Source organism: Acidianus sp. HS-5, from assembly GCF_021655615.1.
Lineage (GTDB): Archaea > Thermoproteota > Thermoprotei_A > Sulfolobales > Sulfolobaceae > Acidianus.
This window is the reverse complement of sequence record NZ_AP025245.1, coordinates 887,857-908,700: the sequence shown is the minus strand read 5'-3', so window position 1 is coordinate 908,700 and position 20,844 is coordinate 887,857. Positions and strand designations below refer to the sequence as shown.

Sequence of the window (20,844 nt, the reverse complement as noted above, 5' to 3'; positions counted from 1 at the left end):
TGGCAATGTTCGTTAGCGTACAAGATGAGAAAATAAATGCTGTAAAATCCCTTATACCTAAATTGAAGGAACTTAGCGGGGTCGAAATAATCTACGATGAAAACACTAAAACTTTTAACGTTGAATCCTCTCAAAATCCTTACGAGGCAATCAAAGTAATTTCAGTTATAAGGGCTATAGGCCTTGGATTTTCAGTAGATGAGTCATTAAAATTACTTTCAGACGATTATATGCTTGATGTTATAGATTTAAAACAAATATTGGGAAGCAATCCAGATACCTTAAGAAGAATAAAAGGTAGAATTATAGGTGAAAACGGTAAAGCGAAGAAAATAATTCAAGAATATACTGGTGTTTCAATATCTATAACAGATCATTACGTTTCAATTATAGGAATTTATGATCAAGTTCAGATAGCTAGAAAGGCAATAGAAATGCTAATAGAAGGAAGAGAACACTCTACTGTTTATAAATACCTGGACAAAGCTGAAGCAGAACTAGTTTACTTATCAAAGAACAGGTCTTATAATCTCAAGTGACGTTAAGTCTTTTATTTCAGGAGAGTAATGAACTATAACTTTACTGTAAGATTCTACTATCTTCCTGTTTTTATCATTAGATAAGAACTCCTTAAGTTTTTCGCTTTCATTATTAAACAGTATTTTGAAAAATTCCAAAAGTACTCTTTTCGGTTCGCTTAAAATCTCTTCAGTAATGTAAAGTTTAGGGGAAGGTAACATAACTAGGGTTAGATGAATTCCATGAAGTTGTGCTATCATTGCAATTTTATACGCGCTATATTCCTTAGTGGGCGATTTCTTACTAGCTTTCACTTCCACATAGTATTTCTCTCCATCTTTTTCTGCTTCAATATCATGAGTAGGAAGATTTACGGATTTAATATTCGTAAAATTATATTCCTCAAGAACCTTCCTCGCTCTGTACTCCATTGCAAAGCCAAATATTATACCCTTAGCTCTTTCTAAGGCAAAATTGATTTCCTCATCTGTAAATCCGTACTCGTTTATCAGTTCTTCTAAACTATTCACATGCATTTTATAACGTTAAGAATTAAAAACATTTCCAGATTTTACTCTTGAAATACCTTCTTCTCTTATCCTTTGTAAATCATCATATTTTGCATTTCTAGAATTAAATCCAAATTTTTCAAATAAATCTTTTTCAAAATCGTATTCAGTATATATCCCAAATTTATGGAACCGTTCATTAGCCTCATCTAAACTTTTAGAGCCTATTACTATTTTATAAATTCCTGAAATTTGAGATAACTTCTTAGGGTCTAAGAAGAACATGATGGAAGACGTTGGAGTTACATAAACATTCCTGGTTCCGTTCCTAATTTTCACTTCACCGTATAAGCCGTGGAATGCCTCAAAAGGTATTCTCGATGCCTCAGTATTCACAATTTTTAATGCCTCCTCCATAATTTTTGCTGTATCCTCGTCTATTCCTTTAGAATCGAGTAAACCGCCTATCTTTGCAACCTCGGAAATCCTCTTTAATACGTAATTATGATCAAGCTCACCATCACTTCCTGCGCCTATAATTCCTAGAATAGACATTGAATTGAGTGAAACTAAGGATGCTAAAGAAATTGAGTCTATTAATGGGCTACCTAAACCCTTCTCATCGCCATTAGCTAAAACATCTCCTCCAGCATCAACTCCTATTACTAGATCGAATTTCTCCTTAGCTATGAGATCATTCAAAGCTTCTGTCATTCCTACGTCTCCTCCTTTGTTGCATATTGCAAAACCGTAGTCCGACACTACCTTTAAAACTCTCATTAACTGCGGTACTATTTTTATTCCTCCTCTTACTGCGTAAGAATTCGGATATACTCTGTAAACATAATCATTTACCTCATCGAAATTAGTTAAATCCTCCTTACATATAGGTCCAGGCAGAGGATCTTCAACATATCTTTCCCATACTACCGCTCCCAATTTAACTTCATATCCTAGCTTTCTGTAATACGTATAAGGCAACAATGCCGATAAAATATCTCCGCCTCCACCTATTCCAAAGACTAAAGCCTTCATATTACTTAAAATAGTTTTTGGCACTTTATACTTTTTACAATCATATGCTAAGCTTAAATAATAAGCTCTAGACTTTCCATGTATTATATGAGTCCTTACTTTAAACTTAAAGGTCTTAATTTTACGATTGAGTGGTTGAATTGAGCATTGAATCGAATTATAATAATAATAATGTTAGCACTACTGAGGAAATAAAAGTAGGTCATGCTTTGGCTCACATAGTTGCTGCAGCTTCAATAGTGGAAGAAATTGAAGGAGAGTTACCAGAAGTTAATGAAACTGTAAGAAAATATGCTGACGCGTGGATAATTGAAATGGCTCCTATAGAATACTATCCGGGCTTAGCTGAAATGCTTGGGTGCAGGATAAAGAAGAAATTAACACAAGTATTCGATGAGATTACAGAAGATGAGCTTGCAGTTACTTTGGATGACTTAATCGATTTAAAAAAATCATTAGATAATGGAGAAATTATATATAATTACGCCGATACAGAAGTTAGAGTTGAAAGAATCCTAAGGTCTTTAGGGGTAGATATTAACGATTTCGCAACAGTTTTGGACACGTCGGACTTTTATTTAAAGTTAAGAAGACTACTGGCAATATTGGTAGTAGCTATAGGAATTTCCTCAGTGAGGTCAAAATGGATAGCGGAATCTCAATAACTGCTGAAAAACTGATAGAATTAACGGTTAAGAAAGCCTCATTAATAAATGTAAAAGAAGATGAGATTGTCAGAGCTGTAGGTTACTCTTCTAAAGATATGGCTGAAAGGGTAATGGATAAAGTATCATTTTGGTTATCTTATGAACAAAATCATTTACTCTACTGTAAGCTTTGTAATAAAGGCCCTTTTACTAAAAGAGGATTATTTCTACATTTGACCAGAGTTCATAGAATTGAAATAAAAGCAATGCTAGAAGATGAATTAAAAAGAGAGATAAAGGCAGTAATTTAGATTAAAAATTAATTCAAATTTTGCCTAAAGCTTGGTCTAAATCCTCAATTAAATCCTCAACGTCTTCTATCCCTACAGATAATCTCAGTAATGAATCATTAATACCTATTATCTTCCTCTCCTCCGCTGTTAAAGTTCTATGGCTCATTGTGGGTGGATGTGAAATTAATGAGTTGACTCCTCCCAAACTTTGTGCAGGGATTATAACTTTAGTAGAATTCATAACTTTGATAGCCTCTTCCTTGCCTCCCCTAACCTCAAAGCTTACTACTCCGCCAAAACCTTTGAGAACTTTTCTGGCTATCTCATTATCAGGATGAGATTTTAACCCTGGATAGTAAACTCTAGTAACTTTAGGATGATCTTCTAAAAATTCTGCAATCTGTTCCGCATTCCTATTTATAACATCCATTCTCACTTTGAGCGTTTTCATACCTCTTATTACCAAGTATGCAGGGAAAGGTTCAAGAGAGGTTCCCATAGTTCTCCTCATTAGGTCGACGTTTTTCATAAGTTCCTCTTTACCTGCTGAAAGTCCGGCTATCACGTCGTTATGTCCTGCAATGAATTTAGATGCGCTGTGTATAACAATATCAGCTCCAAACTCTATGGGCTTTTGGTTTATAGGAGTTGCAAAAGTTGAATCAACAACTAAGAGGCTATTATTTTCCTTAGCGATCTTTGAAATTTCTGGTAAATTAATAACGCGAAGTAACGGATTAGTTATATTCTCTATGAATATTACATCAAAATGATTTTTAGCTAACTCAAGTAAGTTCTCATTCCCTGGTTTACTAATAGTTACTTTAACTCCCCAGTTTGATAAGAAGTCTTTACAAAAACGCAAACTCCTACCGAACATATCCATTGTTACTAGTAATGATTTTCCTGGAGAGAGAAGGCTTAATAGTGTTGTAGTAATTGCTCCCATTCCTGAAGAGAAAGCAATACCAATTTCAGCTCCTTCAAGCTCGGCAATTTTCTTCCCCAATTCTAAGGTTGTTGGATTAGATTCTCTAGAATACCTAAATTTCTCTCCTTCAGGAAACATAAATGCTACTGTTTGATAAATTGGCGTAGTTATTGCCTTAGTTGAGTCTTCAATATACTCTTTTACAGCCTTAGTTGAGTCTCTCACCTTTAACACCACCTGCTAATTTTGCTGTGGTAAAATCACAAGTAAGAGTGAATTCTTTACAAATTTCGAGACTCTTCTTCTTTATCTCTTCGACATTAGTATTTTCATCGTAAAGGACTAAAACTGTAGGTCCAGCTCCACTAACACAACTTCCTATAGCATCATTTTGTATTGCGACTTCCTTAATTTTCCTATAATGAGGGTAAAGAGGCTCTCTGGCTACTTCAACTATTTCATCATTTAATCCTTGCCTTATCAGATATTTGTCACCTTTGCTAAAGCCTAAAAGGAGAGATGCCAAGTATCTTGAATTTTTAACGTAAAGCGATAAATCTACTTTATTTGGCAGTATTTCCCTTGCTTTTTTAGTTTTGCCTTCCCTTTCTCCTTGTGGAGAAATTAAGAGAATTTTAAAGTCAATATTAACAGGAATTTTAACTACTTTTACTGGAGAAACTGAAGTTACAGCAACTATTCCACCATAAACACTTGCTGCAACGTTGTCGGGATGAGGAGATCCTGAAGAAGCTTGTTCTCCGAGCATTGAATATCTTACCATCTCTTCTTCGTCCAGCTTTAGGTCGAAAAGTTCATTTATTGCGGCAATTGCCGCGACGGAAGACGCACCACTACTACCTAAACCTAAGCCAAAGGGAATTCCTTTTTTTATTTCAATTTCAACTCCCTCATCTATCCCTTTTTCTTGGAGAAGAATTTTTGTAGCTAAACCTGCAGAATTTTTTTCTACATCTAAAGGGATCTTGGGATTATTACTCCTAATTATTATTCTTCCCTTCTCTTTAATTGTTTTTGCGATTACAATATCCTTAAATGCATTATGGGCCATCGATAAGATGTCAAAACCAGGGCCTAAATTAGCTGAACTTGAGTAAGCCTCAGCTTTTGCTGACATAGCTAAAAATATGTACATTACATTTAAGGTTTTTCAGATTTGTGTGTTCTTAAAAAATTCCATTTAGGAATTTGAAAGCCTCCTTATTCCTTACAATTACGAAAAGTTTCTCCTTACCTATCTCCTTACCTTCACTAATATATCCTTCAGGAGCAAATACTTTTGCTTTACCTATAAAGTTCAATGCGGTAGAAGGAGACTTTAATTTAATCGAAGGATGCCTATTAAATTTACTTATTCCTAGCCAATCAAAATAGCCTATTTCGTCTCCTTCGCCTTGTTCCAGTATTCTCCTTTCTATTGTATAGTCGTATTTTTCTGGAGCGCAGAATAGTGAGCTCACTACTATAATATCTCCTATTCCCTTCTCTAAAGCCTTACATGAAACTTGAGATCCTAAATATATTTTCCTTAGTGGTAATGACTCAAATCTCTTATCCTCTTCTCCTATGAGCGTAATTCTGCTGTCTCTTCTCTTTATAGTAACCTTAACCTTATCGTTTTCTTTAAGCTCTACTCCCGGTTCAAGACCTATAAATCCGTCGGCTAAAGAAAAGCTACCTACCATGTAGCTGTCAAAAGGAATGGGTATCGCGAATCCTCCAACTAAGTATACTGGAATGTAAGTAAACCTCTTTTTATCTGCCTTAACTGGAAGTAATAACTCTGCAACCTCATTTTCCTCTTGTTCATTTTCATGTCCTCTCATTAAAGATAAATACTTGGAAATTACTCTATCGTATATCATAATTGTAGAAACAATATTACCTGGCAGTCCGAATATTGGTTTTCCATTAAATTTGCCCAATAATGTAGGCTTACCTGGTTTGAATTTTAGTCCATGAACTATGATCTCTCCTTTTTTTCTAATTATTTGATGAACAAAATCTTTTTCACCTGCACTAGTTCCACCAGTTAAAATTATCACATCAGCAATTTTACTAGCTTCATTTATTGCATCTTCTATTTCCTTCTCATTATCCTTTACAAGCTTATAGCCTACTACACTATAGTTATCGTTTTTTATTCTCGAGACTAGGAAATGAATATTACTTTCGTATATTTTTCCTGGCTGAAGTTCATTACCAGGTTCTACAAGTTCATCTCCAGTAGATATAACGTAAACAGATGGAGACTCGTAAACTTTTATTTTACTTATTCCTGCAGACGCCAGGAAGGCTATTTTTTCTGGAGTAATTTTCTCTCCTTTATAGACTATTTGCGTACCTTTAGGTACATCACTTCCTATCCATGCTACATTAGTTCCAAAGTTCAGCTTTTTAGGTATTTCAACGTATTCTCCTTCGATTTTAGTTTCTTCAATCTTTATGACCGCGTCTGCTCCTTTAGGAATAACTGCCCCGGTGTCTACTTCAACCGCTTCATTTTCAGAAATTTCAAATTCTTTATAATCTCCAATATTTATTTTTCCAGATATTTTGAATTTTCCTGGAGTAAATGAAGATTTTATAGCAAAGCCGTCAACTGTTGATCTGGAAAAAGGTGGAAGATCTATTCTGGAATATATATCTTCCGCAGAAATCTTATTTAGAGAATCTATTATGTTTATCTCCTTAACTTTCCTTTTAGGAGGAACTTTTGATATGTAAATGGATAGAGCATCTTCTGCAGATAAAAGAGAATCTTCCGGAAGAATAGCTCTCATAAAAAATATAGTGCAAAAATGGCTTATAATGTTATGAGAGAAGCTTGTTGTAATTGTTCTAATACGGCAGTTATGGGATCTCTTAATTGATCGACTTCTATGTTTGCTTCCTTGCTTATTTCATCTATTATTTGGCTTACTGTCTTGTTTCCGTCGCACATTGCCCATATATAGTAAGCTATTGGAGCAACTTCGAATATCTTATCTTCAGAAATTTTTATAATGTAGTTATCTCCGTCTTCAGCCTTATCTACAAATTCTCCTACTTTTTGGGGCTTTTTATCCTTAACATCGTCAAAGTTCATTCTTCTTCCTCTCCGCCTCTCTGTGGAGGTCTTCTTCCTCCTCTAAAATTCCTTCTTCCTCCTCTAAAGTTTCTCCTTGGCGGTGAATTGTCAGTCGGCACTGTCTCTGGAATCTGGTCAGCTTCGGGTAATTCCTCTTGAGTCTCAGAAATCTTAGATCTGCTTCCTGCATTTAATTGTACTTGGCCTTTAAAAACAGTTGTCCAACCATTCTCAACTTTTATTACTTGTCCTTCTTTTAAGGTATCTCCTTGATTTCCCCAAAGAGTTAGCTTCACTCTACCTGTATCGTCTCCAATCATGATTTCTCTAATTGTACGTTGTCCGTTTCTTGTTTGCACAACTTTTTGTTCTCCAACTTGGAGAACTCTTCCAATTACATTTATATTTTCCATTCCACCTTTTAGATTACCTATTTTCTCTTCCATATGTCCCGACTCACGAGATTTGTTAATATATCCTTATTACGGATATATTTAAATCTTATGTGGAGCTTATTTTAGTTGGATATTATCGTAATCTTCAAAAAATTTAATCTAAACGAAGATTTTTCTTTATAAAATCTTTTGAGCTTTTAACTAGCGTTTATTTTAAATAGAAGAGTTAAATTAGTTTCATAGTGTAATAATAATCTGAGGTTATTTTCTTAACCTTTCTTTATAAGCTATGAAATACAATTCATCTATATGGGAATGCAAGTGGATAATAAAGTCCTTGAACTCCCAAAGAAGTTTTTAGAAGCTTTATGGAGTCCCTTTGTGGGTAGGGAAGAGGAAGCTAAGGTCATTACTCTAGCATTACTTTCCAAGGAGCACGTAGTATTAATTGGAGAACCTGGAACAGCAAAGTCCGCATTAGCAAGAAGAGCCGCTGATCTGTTAAATGCAAAGTTCTTCATGTATTTGCTAACTAAATATACAGAACCTGCGGAATTATTTGGCGCTTTAGATATAAATGCATTAAAGCAGGGAATATATAAGAGAATAACTAAAGATAGGTTACCAGAAAGTGAAATCGCATTTCTAGACGAGATATTTAACGCAAACAGTGCAATATTAAATGCGTTGCTTTCGTTACTAAACGAAAGAGTAATTTATGATGGGTATAACGTAATTAATGTTCCTTTAAGGACATTAATAAGTGCAAGCAACAGGGTTCCAGACGAGCCAGAATTGGAGGCACTTTACGATAGGTTATTGTTAAGGCACTACGCTAAGCCCGTAGGAGAGGAAATGTGGAAGAACTTAATAGAATCTGCTTGGGAATTGGAATTTACTAACAAATGGAGAGTAGATTCTCCATTAATGACTGTAGAAGATTTAGATAAGATATACACTTTCTTAACCGAAGTGGATTTAAGCCCTGTAAAGAGTAAATTACTTAAACTTTATGCTATGCTAGAAGAGAAAGGAATTCATTTAAGCGATAGAAGAAAAGGTAAGGTTCTTAAGATTATTTCAGCTCACGCATTACTTAATGGCAGATTAAAGGCAACTGAAGAAGATTTGATAGTATTAAAATACATAGCACCTAAAGAAATAGATGACTTCGAGAAAGTTTCTGCTCTATTATCTGAAGAGTTGAAGACCCCTATAAAATATATGAGGGAATTGAATGAAATATACAACAATATAAAGGAGGCAGGCAAGTACGTAGATGCGGCAAGCGAGTCAGATCCCAGATTAATTGATTTAATAAGGTCGCTTAAAGCTACTAGGGATAGGGTAATAGCTTTAGGTAAGGAAAGCGGTGACGAGAAAGTTGAGGAGTTCTCAAAAGAAGTGAGTGCTGAGATCGATAAATTATTGGAAAAAGTTGGCAGAAAGTTGGGGATTTACACATGACTGGATATTTAGTAGGAATAGATTATGATGACCCTATAATTAAATATAGGGGAGATAGAATTCTTTACACGTTAAAGAAAATATCCGGGAAAGATTCAAATATAGATCCAGACTTCTTAGTTGATACTTACTATGTTCATTATTTACCTTTACCGCTATTAAAGTCCAAATCGGATATACCGCAAGGAGATGCAATAAAATATTCTTTGCTGGATATGACCTTGTCTTCAGATTTAGTACTAAAAAACAGGAATTATTCTATAGCTAACTCAGCAGTAAGCATGGCCCTCTCAGTAAGTTATATACAGAACTTAATTGAGGAATTAGAAAGAATAAGGAGAACTTCACAATCAGCAGAAGAAAGGGAGGCGGCAGAGCAGATTCTTAACGGCTTAATGAAAGGTTCTCAAGGTAAAGAAGGAGGAGAACAGAAGGAACAGCAAGGACAAACTAATGAATCCTCAAAGAAACTCTTAAAACAAGTTCATGAGAAAGCTATTTCTAAAGCTGCGGAAGATGCAAACGCTGTTAGGAGTATGCAAAGAATTGTAGGGGGTAATGGGGCTGGAACCGGGAGCGTACTTAACTTCGAGGGAGATGTGCATGAAGTATTGAGGCTTGCCAGGAACACTGAAATAAAGAAAATCCTCGAATTCTTAAGTGGAATACCAAAATTAGGAAGCTTAACTAAAAAGAAGACTACAAGATACTCTAAGGGAGAATTATTTGGCTATGAAGAAGGTTCGGACTTAGAGAGGATAGTTCCTTCAGAATTAGCAATGCCAGAGGAACTATTCTATGTAAGACTTGCAGAGAGTCAACTATTGCTTTATCAAAAACAGATAAAGGAAAGTTTGGGTCCTATATATTTACTTTTAGATAAATCAGGCAGTATGGATGGAGAGAAGATATTATGGGCAAAGGCAGTAGCATTAGCGTTATACAGTAGAGCTAGGAGAGAAAACAGAGATTTTTACTTAAGGTTCTTCGATAATATTCCTTATCCTTTAATAAAAGTAATAAAAAATGCAAAAAGTAAGGACGTAATAAAGATGATAGAATACATAGGAAAAATAAGAGGAGGAGGAGGTACAGATATAAGCAGGTCAGTAATTTCAGCTTGTGAAGATATAAAAGAAGGTCATGTTAAAGGAGTTAGTGAGGTAATAATACTGACAGATGGTGAAGACAAGATTGCGGAAACTACAGTAAGGAGGTCTCTAAAAGATGCTAACTCTACATTAATTAGCGTAATGATTAGAGGAGATAATGCCGATCTAAGGAGAATATCTGACACGTATCTTGTAGTGTATAAATTGGATCAAAACGATTTACTTAAAGTAGTAGAGGCATAATGAGACAAAAAAATTACTTACTTTTAGTATTTTCTTTCTTGATTTTCTCCAAGTAATCCTTTATAAAGTCTAAATCTTCATATACATTCTCTGGATCTGTTTTTATCCACATTAAACCTCCTGCTGCGTCTTCTATAGAACCTTTTATTTTTAGATCCTTTACTCTATCCTTCCAATTGAACGGTATTTTTGATATAATGTAAATGTAAAGATCTCCATCTAATCTTAAGTGAACTTTTCCCCACATTATATCTCCTATTTTATATTCAACTTCCTTCCCAAATGGAGGTCTTCCAGGTCTCTCATAGACCTCGTACCAATTACCTAATGTTGCACCAAGTTTCTTTAGAGAATCTATTATCTTATCCTCTTCGCTCATTGTATTATCCCCTTATTTTTCAATACTTCTTGAGCTAATTTACCAATTCCTAGTTCTTCTGCAGAGAATCCGAACGCAAGCCCGAGGAGTTGTGTTATGTAAATTGCTGGCAAGGTCCAAGGTAAACTGAATTCATTTTTAACCTTTAGTTGTGTTACATCCAACTGTAAATGGCATAAACTACAAGGATGAACTAAGATATCTGCATTCTGAGATTTAGCAGAGTTTAACACGTTGTATGCAAGCTTTAGTCCAACTTTAGGATTACTGCCCATTAATGGGAATCCACAGCAAGCTGTAGCCATTGGAAATTTAACAGGAGTGGCCCCAGTTACTGCTATTAAATCTTCCATGCTATGAGGATTAAATGACGGTTCAAATCCCATTATCTGCTCTGGTCTTAGCATTTGACAACCGTAATATGCACCAACCCTTAACCCTGTTAATTGTTTCTTTACTGCCTTCTTTATTTTTTCTAATCCTATATCCCTAACAAGAACCCAGACTATGTGCTCCGCTTCAGCTTTTCCTGAATAGTTTATACTAGTCTCCTTTAGCTTTTTATCTACTTCCTTCCTCAAATCTTTATTCTCTTTATATTTATAGGCTGCGAGTCTATGGCTTTGTAAGCACACACTACAGGGAGTTACCATTTTATCCATTCCCATCTTTTCTACTGTAGATAAATTCCTCAAATTGAGTGAAACATGAGCCTTCTCATTATATTCATCTAAAAATCCTCCACCGCAGCAGTTCCAATCCTCTACTTCTACTAATTCTAATCCTAGAACCTCAGCTACTTTCTTTGTAGCTATGTCTACATCTTTAGATAATCCGTGAGTTGCGCATCCAGGATAGTAAGCGACCTTCATTTTATTCACCTTCCATTATTTTTCTAATTTGTGTCATATTTTTCACTTTCGTATCAGTAACTAATGCGTATTTTAACTTACCGTTTTGCATTGCGTAAATCATGTCTGTTATCGCTGTTAATAATCCGTAAGTTGAAATATACACTTTTGCTTCTTCAATTTTTCCTGTATCTTCTATACTTTTAGCTATAGCTTCAGCATGTTTTTCACCAGTTAAAGATACTGGAGTTTTCTCTTTCACAAACTTAGTATATGCTCTCGTCTTCTTTATAGTAGTCACTGGCTCAATATCTCTTGGGCAGACGTTAAAGCATTGATAGCAATAAGTACATCTCCAGGAACTATCTATAAGAATCTTTAATCTTTCATCAAATATTGTATCTCTAGGGTCTGCGAGGAATCTGTAGCCTTTAGCATGTGCAGCAGGGCCTAAAAATTCTGGATCGTTCTTTACTGAAGGACAAGCTGAAACACATAGACCACACCATATGCATTGTTCAAATTTCCATAATTCTCTCTGATCTTCAGGCTTAAGTCTGTGGTCTGCCTTTCCTTCCAGTACTTCTTTCGATGGATATAGTCTAGGTTTAACTTTGAACATTCTATTGTAAAAGTCAGTCCAGTCTACAATTAGATCCTTAATGATGGGGAAGTAATCCATTGGTTCAAGAGTTATCTCGTTTTTACCGTACTTCTTTACAATATCTAATGCTAAAGTCTTACATGCTAACCTAGGTTCACCGTTAATTTTCATTCCGCAACTTCCGCATACTGCCATATGACAAGACGCTCTATACGCTAGCGTAGGATCTTGCTCTGTCTTTATTCTCCTTAAGACTTCAGTCATTTGAGTAAATCTATCTACCTTTAGCTTGTATTCCTGCCACCAATTTCCTTTTTCTTTTGAAGATCTTTTTATTTTTATAACTATTTCTTTTTCTTCTTCGCTCATTTTAATACACCCTGGGTTCAGGTTTCCATTTTGTAATCCTAACGGGCTTGTAAGTAATTTCCACGGTTTCTCCTTTTAGATAAGCTATAGTGTGCTTTAACCAATTATTATCATCTCTTTCAGGATAATCAGTTCTAAAGTGAGCGCCTCTGGATTCCTTCCTTTCAATTGCGGTTCTTCCTATTACTATAGCTAAATCTAACATATTCCTAAGCTCTAATGCATTAAAGAATTCCGTATTGTATGTACTACTTTTATCTAGTACATACATGGAAGAGCTCATCTTCCTTAATTCAATTATTTGAGATAGTGCATCTTTCATGTTATCTTCGTCCCTAAATATGCCTACCTTCTCCCACATAACGTTCCTAAGCTTATTTAGAATCTCTCCAAAATGGACTCCGCTTTCGCTCTTAACGAATTTGTATGCGTCGTCTACTACTTTTTCTGCTTCTTTATCTAAGTTGTTGCTATCTTCCTCTTTATGTTCAGACAAGAACTTAGCTACAGTCCTTCCTGTTTCCCTTCCAAAAACTAAAGTTTCAAGTAGTGAGTTTGAACCTAATCTGTTAGCTCCATGAACAGATACACACGCCGCTTCACCTGCAGCGAATAATCCTATTAAGTCCGGATTCTGTCCAGTAATGTCCACATCAATTCCTCCCATGTAATAATGTTGTGCAGGCCTAACAGGTATCGGCTCTTTTGTAGCATCAACACCAGAGAAGTTCATCGCTGCCTCGTAAGCTAAAGCTAATCTTTCTTTAATGTAGTCTTCACCTAAATGCCTTAAATCTAAACCCACGTATCCTCCTGGGAATCCTCTACCTTCCCTAATTTCAGTTATTATTGCTCTGGAAGTTATATCTCTAGGGGCTAAATCTAGCTTTCTAGGAGCATATCTAACCATGAATCTTTCTCCTTTATTATTAATTAGAATAGCACCTTCTCCCCTAGCTGCCTCGCTTATCAGTATATCTGATGGATAAAGTGCAGTAGGATGAAATTGCACAAATTCTGGATCTTTTAATGCGGCTCCTGCTCTTAAAGCAATTGCGTAACCATCACCTGTATTTATATATGCGTTAGTAGAATGAGCATAAAGCATTCCCATTCCTCCTGTTGCCATAACTATAGCTCTAGTCTTGAAGAATGCTGGAGTCATTGACTTCATTTCCATTGCGACTACTCCTACGACTCTCTTATCGTCTCTAATTAAATCTAAGGCGAACCACTCACTGTAAAAATCTATATCTAAGCCAGAGACTCTTTGAAACAAAGTATGGAGTAACGCCATACCAGTTTTATCTCCTACGAATCTGGTTCTGGGATAAGTTTGGCCACCGAAATATCTTATAGCTACTCTACCATCAGGTTGTCTGTTAAATAATGTTCCCCAACTTTCCATTATTCTTACAATTTCTCCAGATTTTTTGGAAAGCAGCTCTGCAGCATCTTGATCTACTAGAAAGTCTCCTCCTTTTATCGTATCGTAAGTCATGTAATCTGGATTATCATTAGGATCAGAATTTCCATCTATATACGCTGCAATTCCTCCTTCTGCAGAAGATGAGTGAGATCTTGTAGGGAAAACTTTGGATATTACTGCAACTTTGTACCCTGAAACAGCTATCTCATGAGCAGCCATTAAGCCCGCTAATCCACCTCCTATGACTATCGCATCATAAGAAAGTTTTTCCATGTCTCTAAATTTTTTAAAAGGATTAAAAAGCGTTTAATCTTAAATTAACAATGAGAGGTTTTCTACAACAACTCTTGGTTTTATATTGCTCTTCTCTACATCTTCCTTTTTAGCTATTCCTGTTAAAACTAATACAGTATCAGCTCCTATATCATTGCCCATTTTAATATCAGTCTCTAGTTGATCTCCAATTACGAGTACCTTAGAGAGATCCTTTATTCCAGTCATTTCCATTGCAACTTCTATTATCCACTTGTTAGGTTTTCCTGCTATAAAATCAGGCTCTCTCTTAAGTGCATAAATAATTGAAGATGCAAGTGCTCCAGCTCCCAGCTTTAATCCATCCTTAGATGGCCATAATCTGTCCATATTAGTAACTATGAATAATGAACCTCTGGCTACACATCTCATACCTGAAGATAATTTATCGTAAGTGGCAAGTCTATCAAGTCCTAGGACTACTGCATCGGGATTATTTTCTTCTATTTCCTCTGTAGATAATACTCTAAAATTGAAATTCTTCATTTCTTCAACAAGCCCTTCTTCACCTATTACATAAACTTTTTTTACATTAGTATTTCTCCTCATGTAAATTGCCGCAGATAGTCCACTAGTTATTATATCGTTGGGTGATATTTCTAATCCAAGATAATTTAATTGTCTAGATAAAAGTATTCTACTAAAGCCAGAATTATTTGTAACGAGAATTACCTTTTTACCTTCCTCTTTTAGTTTTCTTATCGCAAAAATGTTTTCCCAAATGGGATCTCCTTCCCTAACAATCACGCCGTCAACATCGGAAATTATTAAATCATAGTCCAGCACTTTTTAACTCCTCCAATTTTTTCTTTATCTTTTCATTAATATCTTCACCCTCAAACAAGAAACCGAAGAGACCGAAAGGCTTGTAAAGGGATTCTTCACAATCCCATTTTCCAGGATATGCAGGAATAATTTTAAAATAATTACCAAAGGAGAATACTAAGTACGTTTTCCCTTCCTTATCCTCAATTATATAAAGATCACAGCCGGATAAAGTGTTATGAATTATTTTATTAACTCCTAACTTTTCTTTGTCAATCATTTTATTATCCCCTTGCCAATCTATTACTCGTGGATTCTGAAAAAGTTACTAGGAAATATTATTCGAAGTTAATATCTTTGCCTAACATAAGAATACTTTTCTCCATTGATGCGCTTGAAACCGTGCTAGTAGCTCTTAGAGGCTTTGAGATAGGCACATTGTTTTTTTATTCATTTCTATTATATTTTGTATCTCTCTTAATTATTCTAGGTAAAAGAATTAAAACCACACTAACTTTAATTTCAATATTTTCCGCAATTTATTTGATTCTCTCATTATTTCCAATTCCTTACGTTTTCATTTTCGGAACATTTATTCCTTTAGTTAACTACTCACTTTTAGTTGATTATAATGAAAAAATCTCAATAACTTTGGCATCTATTGCCTCTTTAATTCCCTCAATAATATTGGCAAAATTAACAATTTTAGGAATCATTTATGTATTAGCTGTAGGAATTTCGTCTTATGCATACATATCGTTGATAAATAGAAAAGGAGACAAAATTATTGGAATATCTTCCCTAAAAATAATAAGACCGTTTTTAAGGGCACTAAGTTATAATAGGAATTCAGAACTTGAAGATTTCTTGGATAAAATATCAACACCTACAATTTTAAATATACTTACCGTAAAGATTAACGACAAATATCTAGTACTTCCACAGATTCACTTCGGAATGTACGGAGATATAGGAAGCTCAAAGTTCCCTTATCAAGTAGAGGAATTTCTACCAAATTCACTTGTCTTTCACGGTCCTGGAAGTCATGAGATAGACATAACTTCAAGCAAGGAATCTAAAAGGATAGCTAAAGAATTACTTAATACTAGGTTTGAAAAGGCAAACTTTTCTGGAATCACACAAGAAATATATGGAGGTTTTAAGTTTACTGCGCTAAATTTCGATAAGTTTACGCTATCTTTTGTTGAAAGACCTTCTAAAGGTATAGATGACTTACCTGGAGCATTGTGGAGGGATATGATTTCTACTAATAATTTCCTAGTTGATTGTCATAATGAATCTTTGGTTGGCGAAATAGGCAGAAAAGAATATGTAACTCTTAAGAATTATATTTATAGTAAGAGTAGATATTTGGGAAATAAGAAACTTAAAATAGGTCATGCGGAAGGAGAAGTAAATTGCGAAGGGCTTTGTAGCAATAAAGTTAAAGTTTTATCTTTTTATTCTATAGAAGAAGAGAAAAAAGCCTCTATAATTTATATTTATGCCAATAACGCATGTCACGGATTAAGGGAAAGAATAGAGGGAAGCCTAAGTGATTTAACTAATGCAATTCTAGTTACTCCAGACGATCATTCTTGTACTGCAATGAGTTTCGGTAATCTTTACCAACCTGCCACAGTATGTGAGGAACTTATTAGTAAATCGAGAGAGCTGGTAAAGGAAAGTTTGGAAAAGATGGAGGATGTAAAAGATATAGAGTTTGGAATAACTAAAGTTAAAACAAGAGTAGTTGGAAAAGTTATCTCGTCCATGGTAGAAGGATTGGAAAAAGTAGGAGGTTTTGCAATGAAGACTTTTTGGATTCCTATAATTCTACCTTATGCTATACTGATAGTATTCCTATTTATTCATGAGATTATCAAAATCTAACAATAGCTTACTAACTTCGTTCCTCCATTGTTCTAAATTCTTAGGATCGACCGGATAGGTTCTATATAAATCCTTAGCCTTTTTCATGTATTCAGCAACAGTCTTTAACTTCATCAATAGAGAAGGTCTACCTAATCCTGCAATAACTCTCATTGCTTTTTCTGCTACTGACAACTGTAAATCTCCTTTTGCACTTGCCTCAAGTAAGTCATCCTCTTTAATTACCTTTTTCCTCATACCGTAATTTATATCGTCGTCAGAGAGCTTCTGTAAGAATCTTCTAAACAGTTCTAAGCTTGCTTGTTTTGCCCCATATCTTTCAATGTAACATAGATTTGCCTGCCATAAGGTATTCGCAGAGAAGTCACCTACTTCGAAGGCGTTAAGGATCGCTTTTGCAGTACAATAACCCGAAATCATTGCAGAACCTTTTCCTCCGCCATGTACGGGATTTGCAGTAAATGCAGAATCCCCTACTACTAAAATCCCGTTCCATGCTAAAGTAGTTATAGGCCTTCTCGTAGGTACTAAAGCTCCGCCTTTAACTATTAACCTATTTCTATCAACGTCATTACCAAATTCATTCAAATATTTATCATAAAAAGTATAAATACTTGGATAGCCCATTCCTCCTTGAATTCCTAAACCTATATTAACCTTATTCTTTCCTTTAGGGAAATACCACCAATATCCGCCTGGAGAAGCTTTTTGGTTTACGAATATCTTAAGGTATTGTGGTTCATCTATATCATCCTTTGTATAAGCTACTTCCCTATAAGCTATGTCAGCATCTTTATCATCTAAATTTTCGGTAACCGGAAGCCCTTGGGGAAGCTTACTTCTAAAGCTCATTGAGTAACCAGTAGCTTCAACAACAACTTTAGCTTGAACTTCCATTTGTTGGTTATGTCTCCTATCAAAAAGAACCGCTCCCTTTACGAATCCATCTTCAAATACAGGTTTCATTGCAGTAGTCATATCTAAAACTTCTACTCCTCTATTTGATGCTTCCTTTAGAAGTCTTTGAGTATATGCGGGAGCATTTATCTCAAATCCTTCTCCTTTTACAGTCCATTCTGTCTTATTGTCTGGGCTGTAAAGTTTTATTCCTTCTATTTTTTGTTCTAGTTGTTCTCCTTCTGGATACGGCATTCCTAGATTATCAAAGTGCTCCTTACTAACCGCATCTCCGCATGGCTTATCTCCTATTCTATTCCAAGGTTTACTGTCTATTAAAAGGATTTTCAATCCTTGATTAGCTAAGTGCCATGCAGTAGTTGCTCCTGCGAAGCCTCCACCTATAATTAATACGTCATAATTATTTTTCAAAAAGATCCCGTAGTCTAGTATCCTTAGAGGGATAAAAAATTACTTACAATAATCTCTTAACATGTTAGCCTTCATTTGAGTCGGAAGATTATCCAAAATTTTTCTCATATTATATTTATTTTCGTCACTACAATAAGTAATGAATCCCTTATAATTATATTCTTGAATTTTCTTTAACATTTTATCAATCTCGTTAGGCTTCCAAGTAAAAATTTCAAGACCTAAATCTAAATTATCCAGAATTGCTTCCCTAGCATTAGCAAAAAAATTCCAATATTCGGAATTTGAAATGACATTAGCAACAATTTTCTTACCTCCCAAGAGTCTTACATCCTTAAACATCTTTCTAAAAATTTCAGTTAAATCGTCATCTTTTACATAAATGAGGGCAATTACAGGTCTATAGTCCGGTTGCATGAAATTAAGCTATCGCAGAAGTTAATATTAATGACTGATCAGCAGGAAGTTATACCGGATATTATCTTATTTCCCTTATATCTACTCTTAATAATATATATAATATGATAGTGGAAGTTATTTACAATAATATTAGCTTAGAAATGATGGAAATAATAAGGGAAATAAAGAGGAAAGCGTTGGCATCGGAAATTATATTTTATAAAGGGAAAAAGAACTTGATTATTGCTGACAACATGAAGATATGGGAAGAAAATGATAATAAAGATCCTGTGGAAGAGATTTACGATGCAAAAATTATACATCTTGTAAAACAGATGGGTAAGATTCCATCGATTTACTGAGATAAGGATCTTATGTAGTGGTTAGAGTCAGTTATTACCAAATAACCTCTTGATTCTGGAGGAAATTCCCTAGTTATTCCACCTACGTAAATAACCCTGGCAAGTTTATCCATCTCCAGTCTCTTATACTGTCCTACTATTATCCAATCCCAAGGTCCAGCACCTACACTCCTTCTAAGCTGATCTATATCACCTTGGTGACCATGAAGGATATAATATTTAATTGAAGAGACATCAGCAATATACATTGTAGTACCGATTATTTCCTCTCTATATCTCGGTTCAGCCATTATGCATTTTATTGCGTGAGGATCCATATCTCCTTGAACGTAAATTATTTGAGCCCAAGGGGCAATACTCCTTATCACGTAAAGTACGTCTATAACTCTAGGACATTCATAATCCCAGTAACACTGCGTAGTATCTCCGTCCAAGACTATAGTCTCAGGCTCCTCCTTTTTTATTATAGAAGAGAGTGTGCTCTCTATATGAGGCTCTGGAAACCGTATATTACTCATAACCAGGATTTTCATTATATTTCACCCTCAAATACGAAGGCTTTTTTACATCCATTACCGTATTTAATTCCTCTGGCCATTCCAACCGTATTATAGTAAGCTGTTGCATTTCCATTATTATCTATACCAATCATTCCTATATTACCCTTTCCAAAAATGTTAGTTACCTTATTTATTACGCTTCTTACGGCGTCGCATATTGAGAAACCCATAGATACTAGAATATCAATCTCCTTTGCAGGCAAAATTTTTAGAATAACCTCACCAATGCCGGTCGAAGAAATAGCTACCCTAGAAGTCGCATAATAACCTGCACCGGGTATTGGAGAATCTCCTACTCTGCCGGGTAACTTGTTCGAAATTCCTCCAGTACTTGTTCCTGCTACTAAATTTCCTTCTAAATCCAAAGCAACTGCACCTACAGTGTCTTCAACACTCAAAGGGTTAGAAGGAAAAATCTCCTCTGCTTCTTTTCCAACTAACAATACATGTCTTCCATCTTTCATTACTTCTAATGCTAGCTTTATGGGGTTTTTTACTCTCACTGCTGCAACTGCTCCAGCACTTAACTTGTTACCATACATTATTCCTGCGTCCATTTCTATTTCTCCTTTAGTGTTTTTTACACTACCTCTTCCTGCATCGAATACTCCCGAATCTTCCATATAAGAAATAGCTTCAACAACTGCCTCTATAGAGCTACCTTTTTTAAATTCTTCAAATCCTCTATCCATTGCATTATTAATTTCCTTTATTGCTTTTTCAGAATCTCTCTCCTTCCAGTTTCCTGCACCGCCGTGGATTAGAAGAATTGGCTTCTGATATTTCACAAGGAAATATTGGCATTAGATATTTTTATCTTTACAACTTTATACTTCTGGAGCAAAATGAGAGAACCTAGTACGTTACTGGTTTCAATAGTATTAATCTTACTGCCAGCAATACCTGGTTTCCTCTTTAATTTTTATGCGTTTGTAGGAGCATCTATTGTTGGTTTAGCAATAGTAATGTATTATTTCTCAGCTAATCTACCTTGGAAAGGAGTAAGGCAAGCGATAGTTTCATTATATTTTACTGGAGTTTTTTCGTTAGGTTTAGCATTAGGAGTATTTTTTGCAATGCCTATAAAACCTAAGGAATTTGCGTTAGTATCCTTAATAGAATCAATTCCATTCTTTATCAGCTTTGCCTATGTGGCAAAAGCTGTTTTAGTAAAGGCTATCAATAAGGATATATTAAAAGTAGGAAATGGATACTTTGCAATGCTATTAATTATAATACTTGGAGGTCTTGCAGGCAGATTTCTACATAACTTTTATGAGCTTATAATTCTGTATTCTGGCTTTATTGCATTAGGCATAATAGCTTATCTTTATTTCAAAGAATAGGTGA

At 35.0% G+C, this 20,844-nt stretch carries 25 protein-coding genes; 8 read left to right on the top strand and 17 right to left on the bottom strand.

Annotation, left to right across the window (positions count from 1 at the left end; translation table 11 throughout):
- Positions 1-5: 5 nt before the first annotated feature.
- Positions 6-539, top strand: a complete 534-nt coding sequence (locus HS5_RS04860) for a KH domain-containing protein (protein WP_236753467.1) — start codon at positions 6-8, stop codon at positions 537-539.
- Here HS5_RS04860 and HS5_RS04855 read toward each other — a convergent pair.
- Positions 510-1,049 carry a hypothetical protein gene (locus HS5_RS04855; RefSeq protein ID WP_236753038.1) on the bottom strand — a complete coding sequence of 180 codons (540 nt, stop codon included), beginning with the start codon at positions 1,047-1,049 and terminating at the stop codon, positions 510-512. The two genes, HS5_RS04860 and HS5_RS04855, sit on opposite strands and share 30 nt — an antisense overlap.
- Positions 1,050-1,064: 15 nt before the next feature.
- Positions 1,065-2,063: a DUF1152 domain-containing protein gene (locus tag HS5_RS04850; RefSeq protein WP_236753037.1), complete on the bottom strand. Its 999-nt coding sequence runs from the start codon at positions 2,061-2,063 to the stop codon at positions 1,065-1,067.
- 131 nt (positions 2,064-2,194) lie between these two features.
- Here HS5_RS04850 and HS5_RS04845 point away from each other — a divergent pair, with 131 nt between their 5' ends.
- Both HS5_RS04845 and HS5_RS04840 read left to right on the top strand, forming a co-directional pair.
- Positions 2,195-2,728: a hypothetical protein gene (locus HS5_RS04845; protein ID WP_236753036.1), complete on the top strand. Its 534-nt coding sequence runs from the start codon at positions 2,195-2,197 to the stop codon at positions 2,726-2,728.
- Entirely contained in the window at positions 2,707-3,021 is a 315-nt protein-coding gene (locus HS5_RS04840; protein WP_236753035.1) for a hypothetical protein, read from the top strand. Before HS5_RS04845 ends, HS5_RS04840 begins: the two co-directional genes overlap by 22 nt.
- 13 nt (positions 3,022-3,034) lie before the next feature.
- Here HS5_RS04840 and HS5_RS04835 read toward each other — a convergent pair whose 3' ends face one another.
- The 5 genes from HS5_RS04835 to HS5_RS04815 are packed head-to-tail and all read right to left on the bottom strand — an operon-like array spanning position 3,035 to position 7,471.
- Positions 3,035-4,159: an aminotransferase class I/II-fold pyridoxal phosphate-dependent enzyme gene (locus HS5_RS04835; protein WP_236753034.1), complete on the bottom strand. Its 1,125-nt coding sequence runs from the start codon at positions 4,157-4,159 to the stop codon at positions 3,035-3,037.
- Positions 4,143-5,072 carry a homoserine kinase gene (locus HS5_RS04830; protein ID WP_236753033.1) on the bottom strand — a complete coding sequence of 310 codons (930 nt, stop codon included), beginning with the start codon at positions 5,070-5,072 and terminating at the stop codon, positions 4,143-4,145. Before HS5_RS04830 ends, HS5_RS04835 begins: the two co-directional genes overlap by 17 nt.
- A gap of 49 nt (positions 5,073-5,121) precedes the next feature.
- Positions 5,122-6,738 (bottom strand): molybdopterin-binding protein, encoded by a 1,617-nt coding sequence (locus tag HS5_RS04825; RefSeq protein ID WP_236753032.1) that lies wholly within the window; start codon positions 6,736-6,738, stop codon positions 5,122-5,124.
- A gap of 23 nt (positions 6,739-6,761) precedes the next feature.
- Complete coding sequence (locus HS5_RS04820) at positions 6,762-7,043, bottom strand: PqqD family protein (protein WP_236753031.1); 282 nt, start codon at positions 7,041-7,043, stop codon at positions 6,762-6,764.
- A complete protein-coding gene (locus tag HS5_RS04815; RefSeq protein WP_236753030.1) occupies positions 7,040-7,471 on the bottom strand; it encodes an OB-fold nucleic acid binding domain-containing protein in 432 nt (143 codons plus the stop codon). Before HS5_RS04815 ends, HS5_RS04820 begins: the two co-directional genes overlap by 4 nt.
- A 258-nt stretch (positions 7,472-7,729) precedes the next feature.
- Between HS5_RS04815 and HS5_RS04810 the strand changes: the two genes are divergently transcribed.
- Positions 7,730-8,887 carry an AAA family ATPase gene (locus tag HS5_RS04810; protein ID WP_236753029.1) on the top strand — a complete coding sequence of 386 codons (1,158 nt, stop codon included), beginning with the start codon at positions 7,730-7,732 and terminating at the stop codon, positions 8,885-8,887.
- Complete coding sequence (locus HS5_RS04805; RefSeq protein ID WP_236753028.1) at positions 8,884-10,242, top strand: VWA domain-containing protein; 1,359 nt, start codon at positions 8,884-8,886, stop codon at positions 10,240-10,242. The genes HS5_RS04810 and HS5_RS04805 overlap by 4 nt, the downstream gene beginning before the upstream one ends.
- A gap of 13 nt (positions 10,243-10,255) precedes the next feature.
- Here the strand turns inward: HS5_RS04805 and HS5_RS04800 are convergent, their stop codons facing one another.
- The 6 genes from HS5_RS04800 to HS5_RS04775 are packed head-to-tail and all read right to left on the bottom strand — an operon-like array spanning position 10,256 to position 15,231.
- Positions 10,256-10,621 (bottom strand): succinate dehydrogenase, encoded by a 366-nt coding sequence (locus HS5_RS04800; protein ID WP_236753027.1) that lies wholly within the window; start codon positions 10,619-10,621, stop codon positions 10,256-10,258.
- A complete protein-coding gene (locus tag HS5_RS04795) occupies positions 10,618-11,493 on the bottom strand; it encodes a CoB--CoM heterodisulfide reductase iron-sulfur subunit B family protein (RefSeq protein WP_236753026.1) in 876 nt (291 codons plus the stop codon). Before HS5_RS04795 ends, HS5_RS04800 begins: the two co-directional genes overlap by 4 nt.
- A 1-nt stretch (position 11,494) precedes the next feature.
- Positions 11,495-12,445, bottom strand: coding sequence for a succinate dehydrogenase/fumarate reductase iron-sulfur subunit (locus HS5_RS04790; RefSeq protein ID WP_236753025.1), 951 nt, complete (start codon positions 12,443-12,445; stop codon positions 11,495-11,497).
- 1 nt (position 12,446) lies between these two features.
- The gene (locus HS5_RS04785; protein ID WP_236753024.1) at positions 12,447-14,147 is read right to left on the bottom strand and encodes a succinate dehydrogenase flavoprotein subunit; all 1,701 of its coding nucleotides are present in this window, start codon (positions 14,145-14,147) and stop codon (positions 12,447-12,449) included.
- A 39-nt stretch (positions 14,148-14,186) separates the two neighbouring features.
- A complete protein-coding gene (locus HS5_RS04780; RefSeq protein ID WP_236753023.1) occupies positions 14,187-14,972 on the bottom strand; it encodes an HAD-IIA family hydrolase in 786 nt (261 codons plus the stop codon).
- Positions 14,959-15,231: a hypothetical protein gene (locus HS5_RS04775; protein ID WP_236753022.1), complete on the bottom strand. Its 273-nt coding sequence runs from the start codon at positions 15,229-15,231 to the stop codon at positions 14,959-14,961. The genes HS5_RS04780 and HS5_RS04775 overlap by 14 nt, the downstream gene beginning before the upstream one ends.
- 29 nt (positions 15,232-15,260) lie before the next feature.
- Between HS5_RS04775 and HS5_RS04770 the strand changes: the two genes are divergently transcribed.
- Entirely contained in the window at positions 15,261-16,844 is a 1,584-nt protein-coding gene (locus HS5_RS04770; RefSeq protein ID WP_236753021.1) for a DUF2070 family protein, read from the top strand.
- Here the strand turns inward: HS5_RS04770 and HS5_RS04765 are convergent.
- Positions 16,815-18,173 carry a digeranylgeranylglycerophospholipid reductase gene (locus HS5_RS04765; RefSeq protein WP_236753020.1) on the bottom strand — a complete coding sequence of 453 codons (1,359 nt, stop codon included), beginning with the start codon at positions 18,171-18,173 and terminating at the stop codon, positions 16,815-16,817. The genes HS5_RS04770 and HS5_RS04765 overlap by 30 nt on opposite strands.
- Positions 18,174-18,212: 39 nt before the next feature.
- Positions 18,213-18,590, bottom strand: coding sequence for a DUF5751 family protein (locus HS5_RS04760; RefSeq protein ID WP_236753019.1), 378 nt, complete (start codon positions 18,588-18,590; stop codon positions 18,213-18,215).
- 104 nt (positions 18,591-18,694) lie between these two features.
- Here HS5_RS04760 and HS5_RS04755 point away from each other — a divergent pair, with 104 nt between their 5' ends.
- Positions 18,695-18,934: a hypothetical protein gene (locus tag HS5_RS04755; protein WP_236753018.1), complete on the top strand. Its 240-nt coding sequence runs from the start codon at positions 18,695-18,697 to the stop codon at positions 18,932-18,934.
- Here the strand turns inward: HS5_RS04755 and HS5_RS04750 are convergent.
- Complete coding sequence (locus tag HS5_RS04750) at positions 18,928-19,467, bottom strand: phosphoesterase (RefSeq protein ID WP_236753017.1); 540 nt, start codon at positions 19,465-19,467, stop codon at positions 18,928-18,930. The two genes, HS5_RS04755 and HS5_RS04750, sit on opposite strands and share 7 nt — an antisense overlap.
- Positions 19,467-20,282, bottom strand: coding sequence for an isoaspartyl peptidase/L-asparaginase (locus HS5_RS04745; RefSeq protein WP_236753016.1), 816 nt, complete (start codon positions 20,280-20,282; stop codon positions 19,467-19,469). Before HS5_RS04745 ends, HS5_RS04750 begins: the two co-directional genes overlap by 1 nt.
- 57 nt (positions 20,283-20,339) lie before the next feature.
- On the opposite strand from HS5_RS04745, the gene HS5_RS04740 reads away from it, so the two are divergent.
- On the top strand, positions 20,340-20,840 hold the full coding sequence (locus HS5_RS04740; protein WP_236753015.1) for a hypothetical protein: 501 nt from the start codon (positions 20,340-20,342) through the stop codon (positions 20,838-20,840).
- Positions 20,841-20,844: the final 4 nt, after the last annotated feature.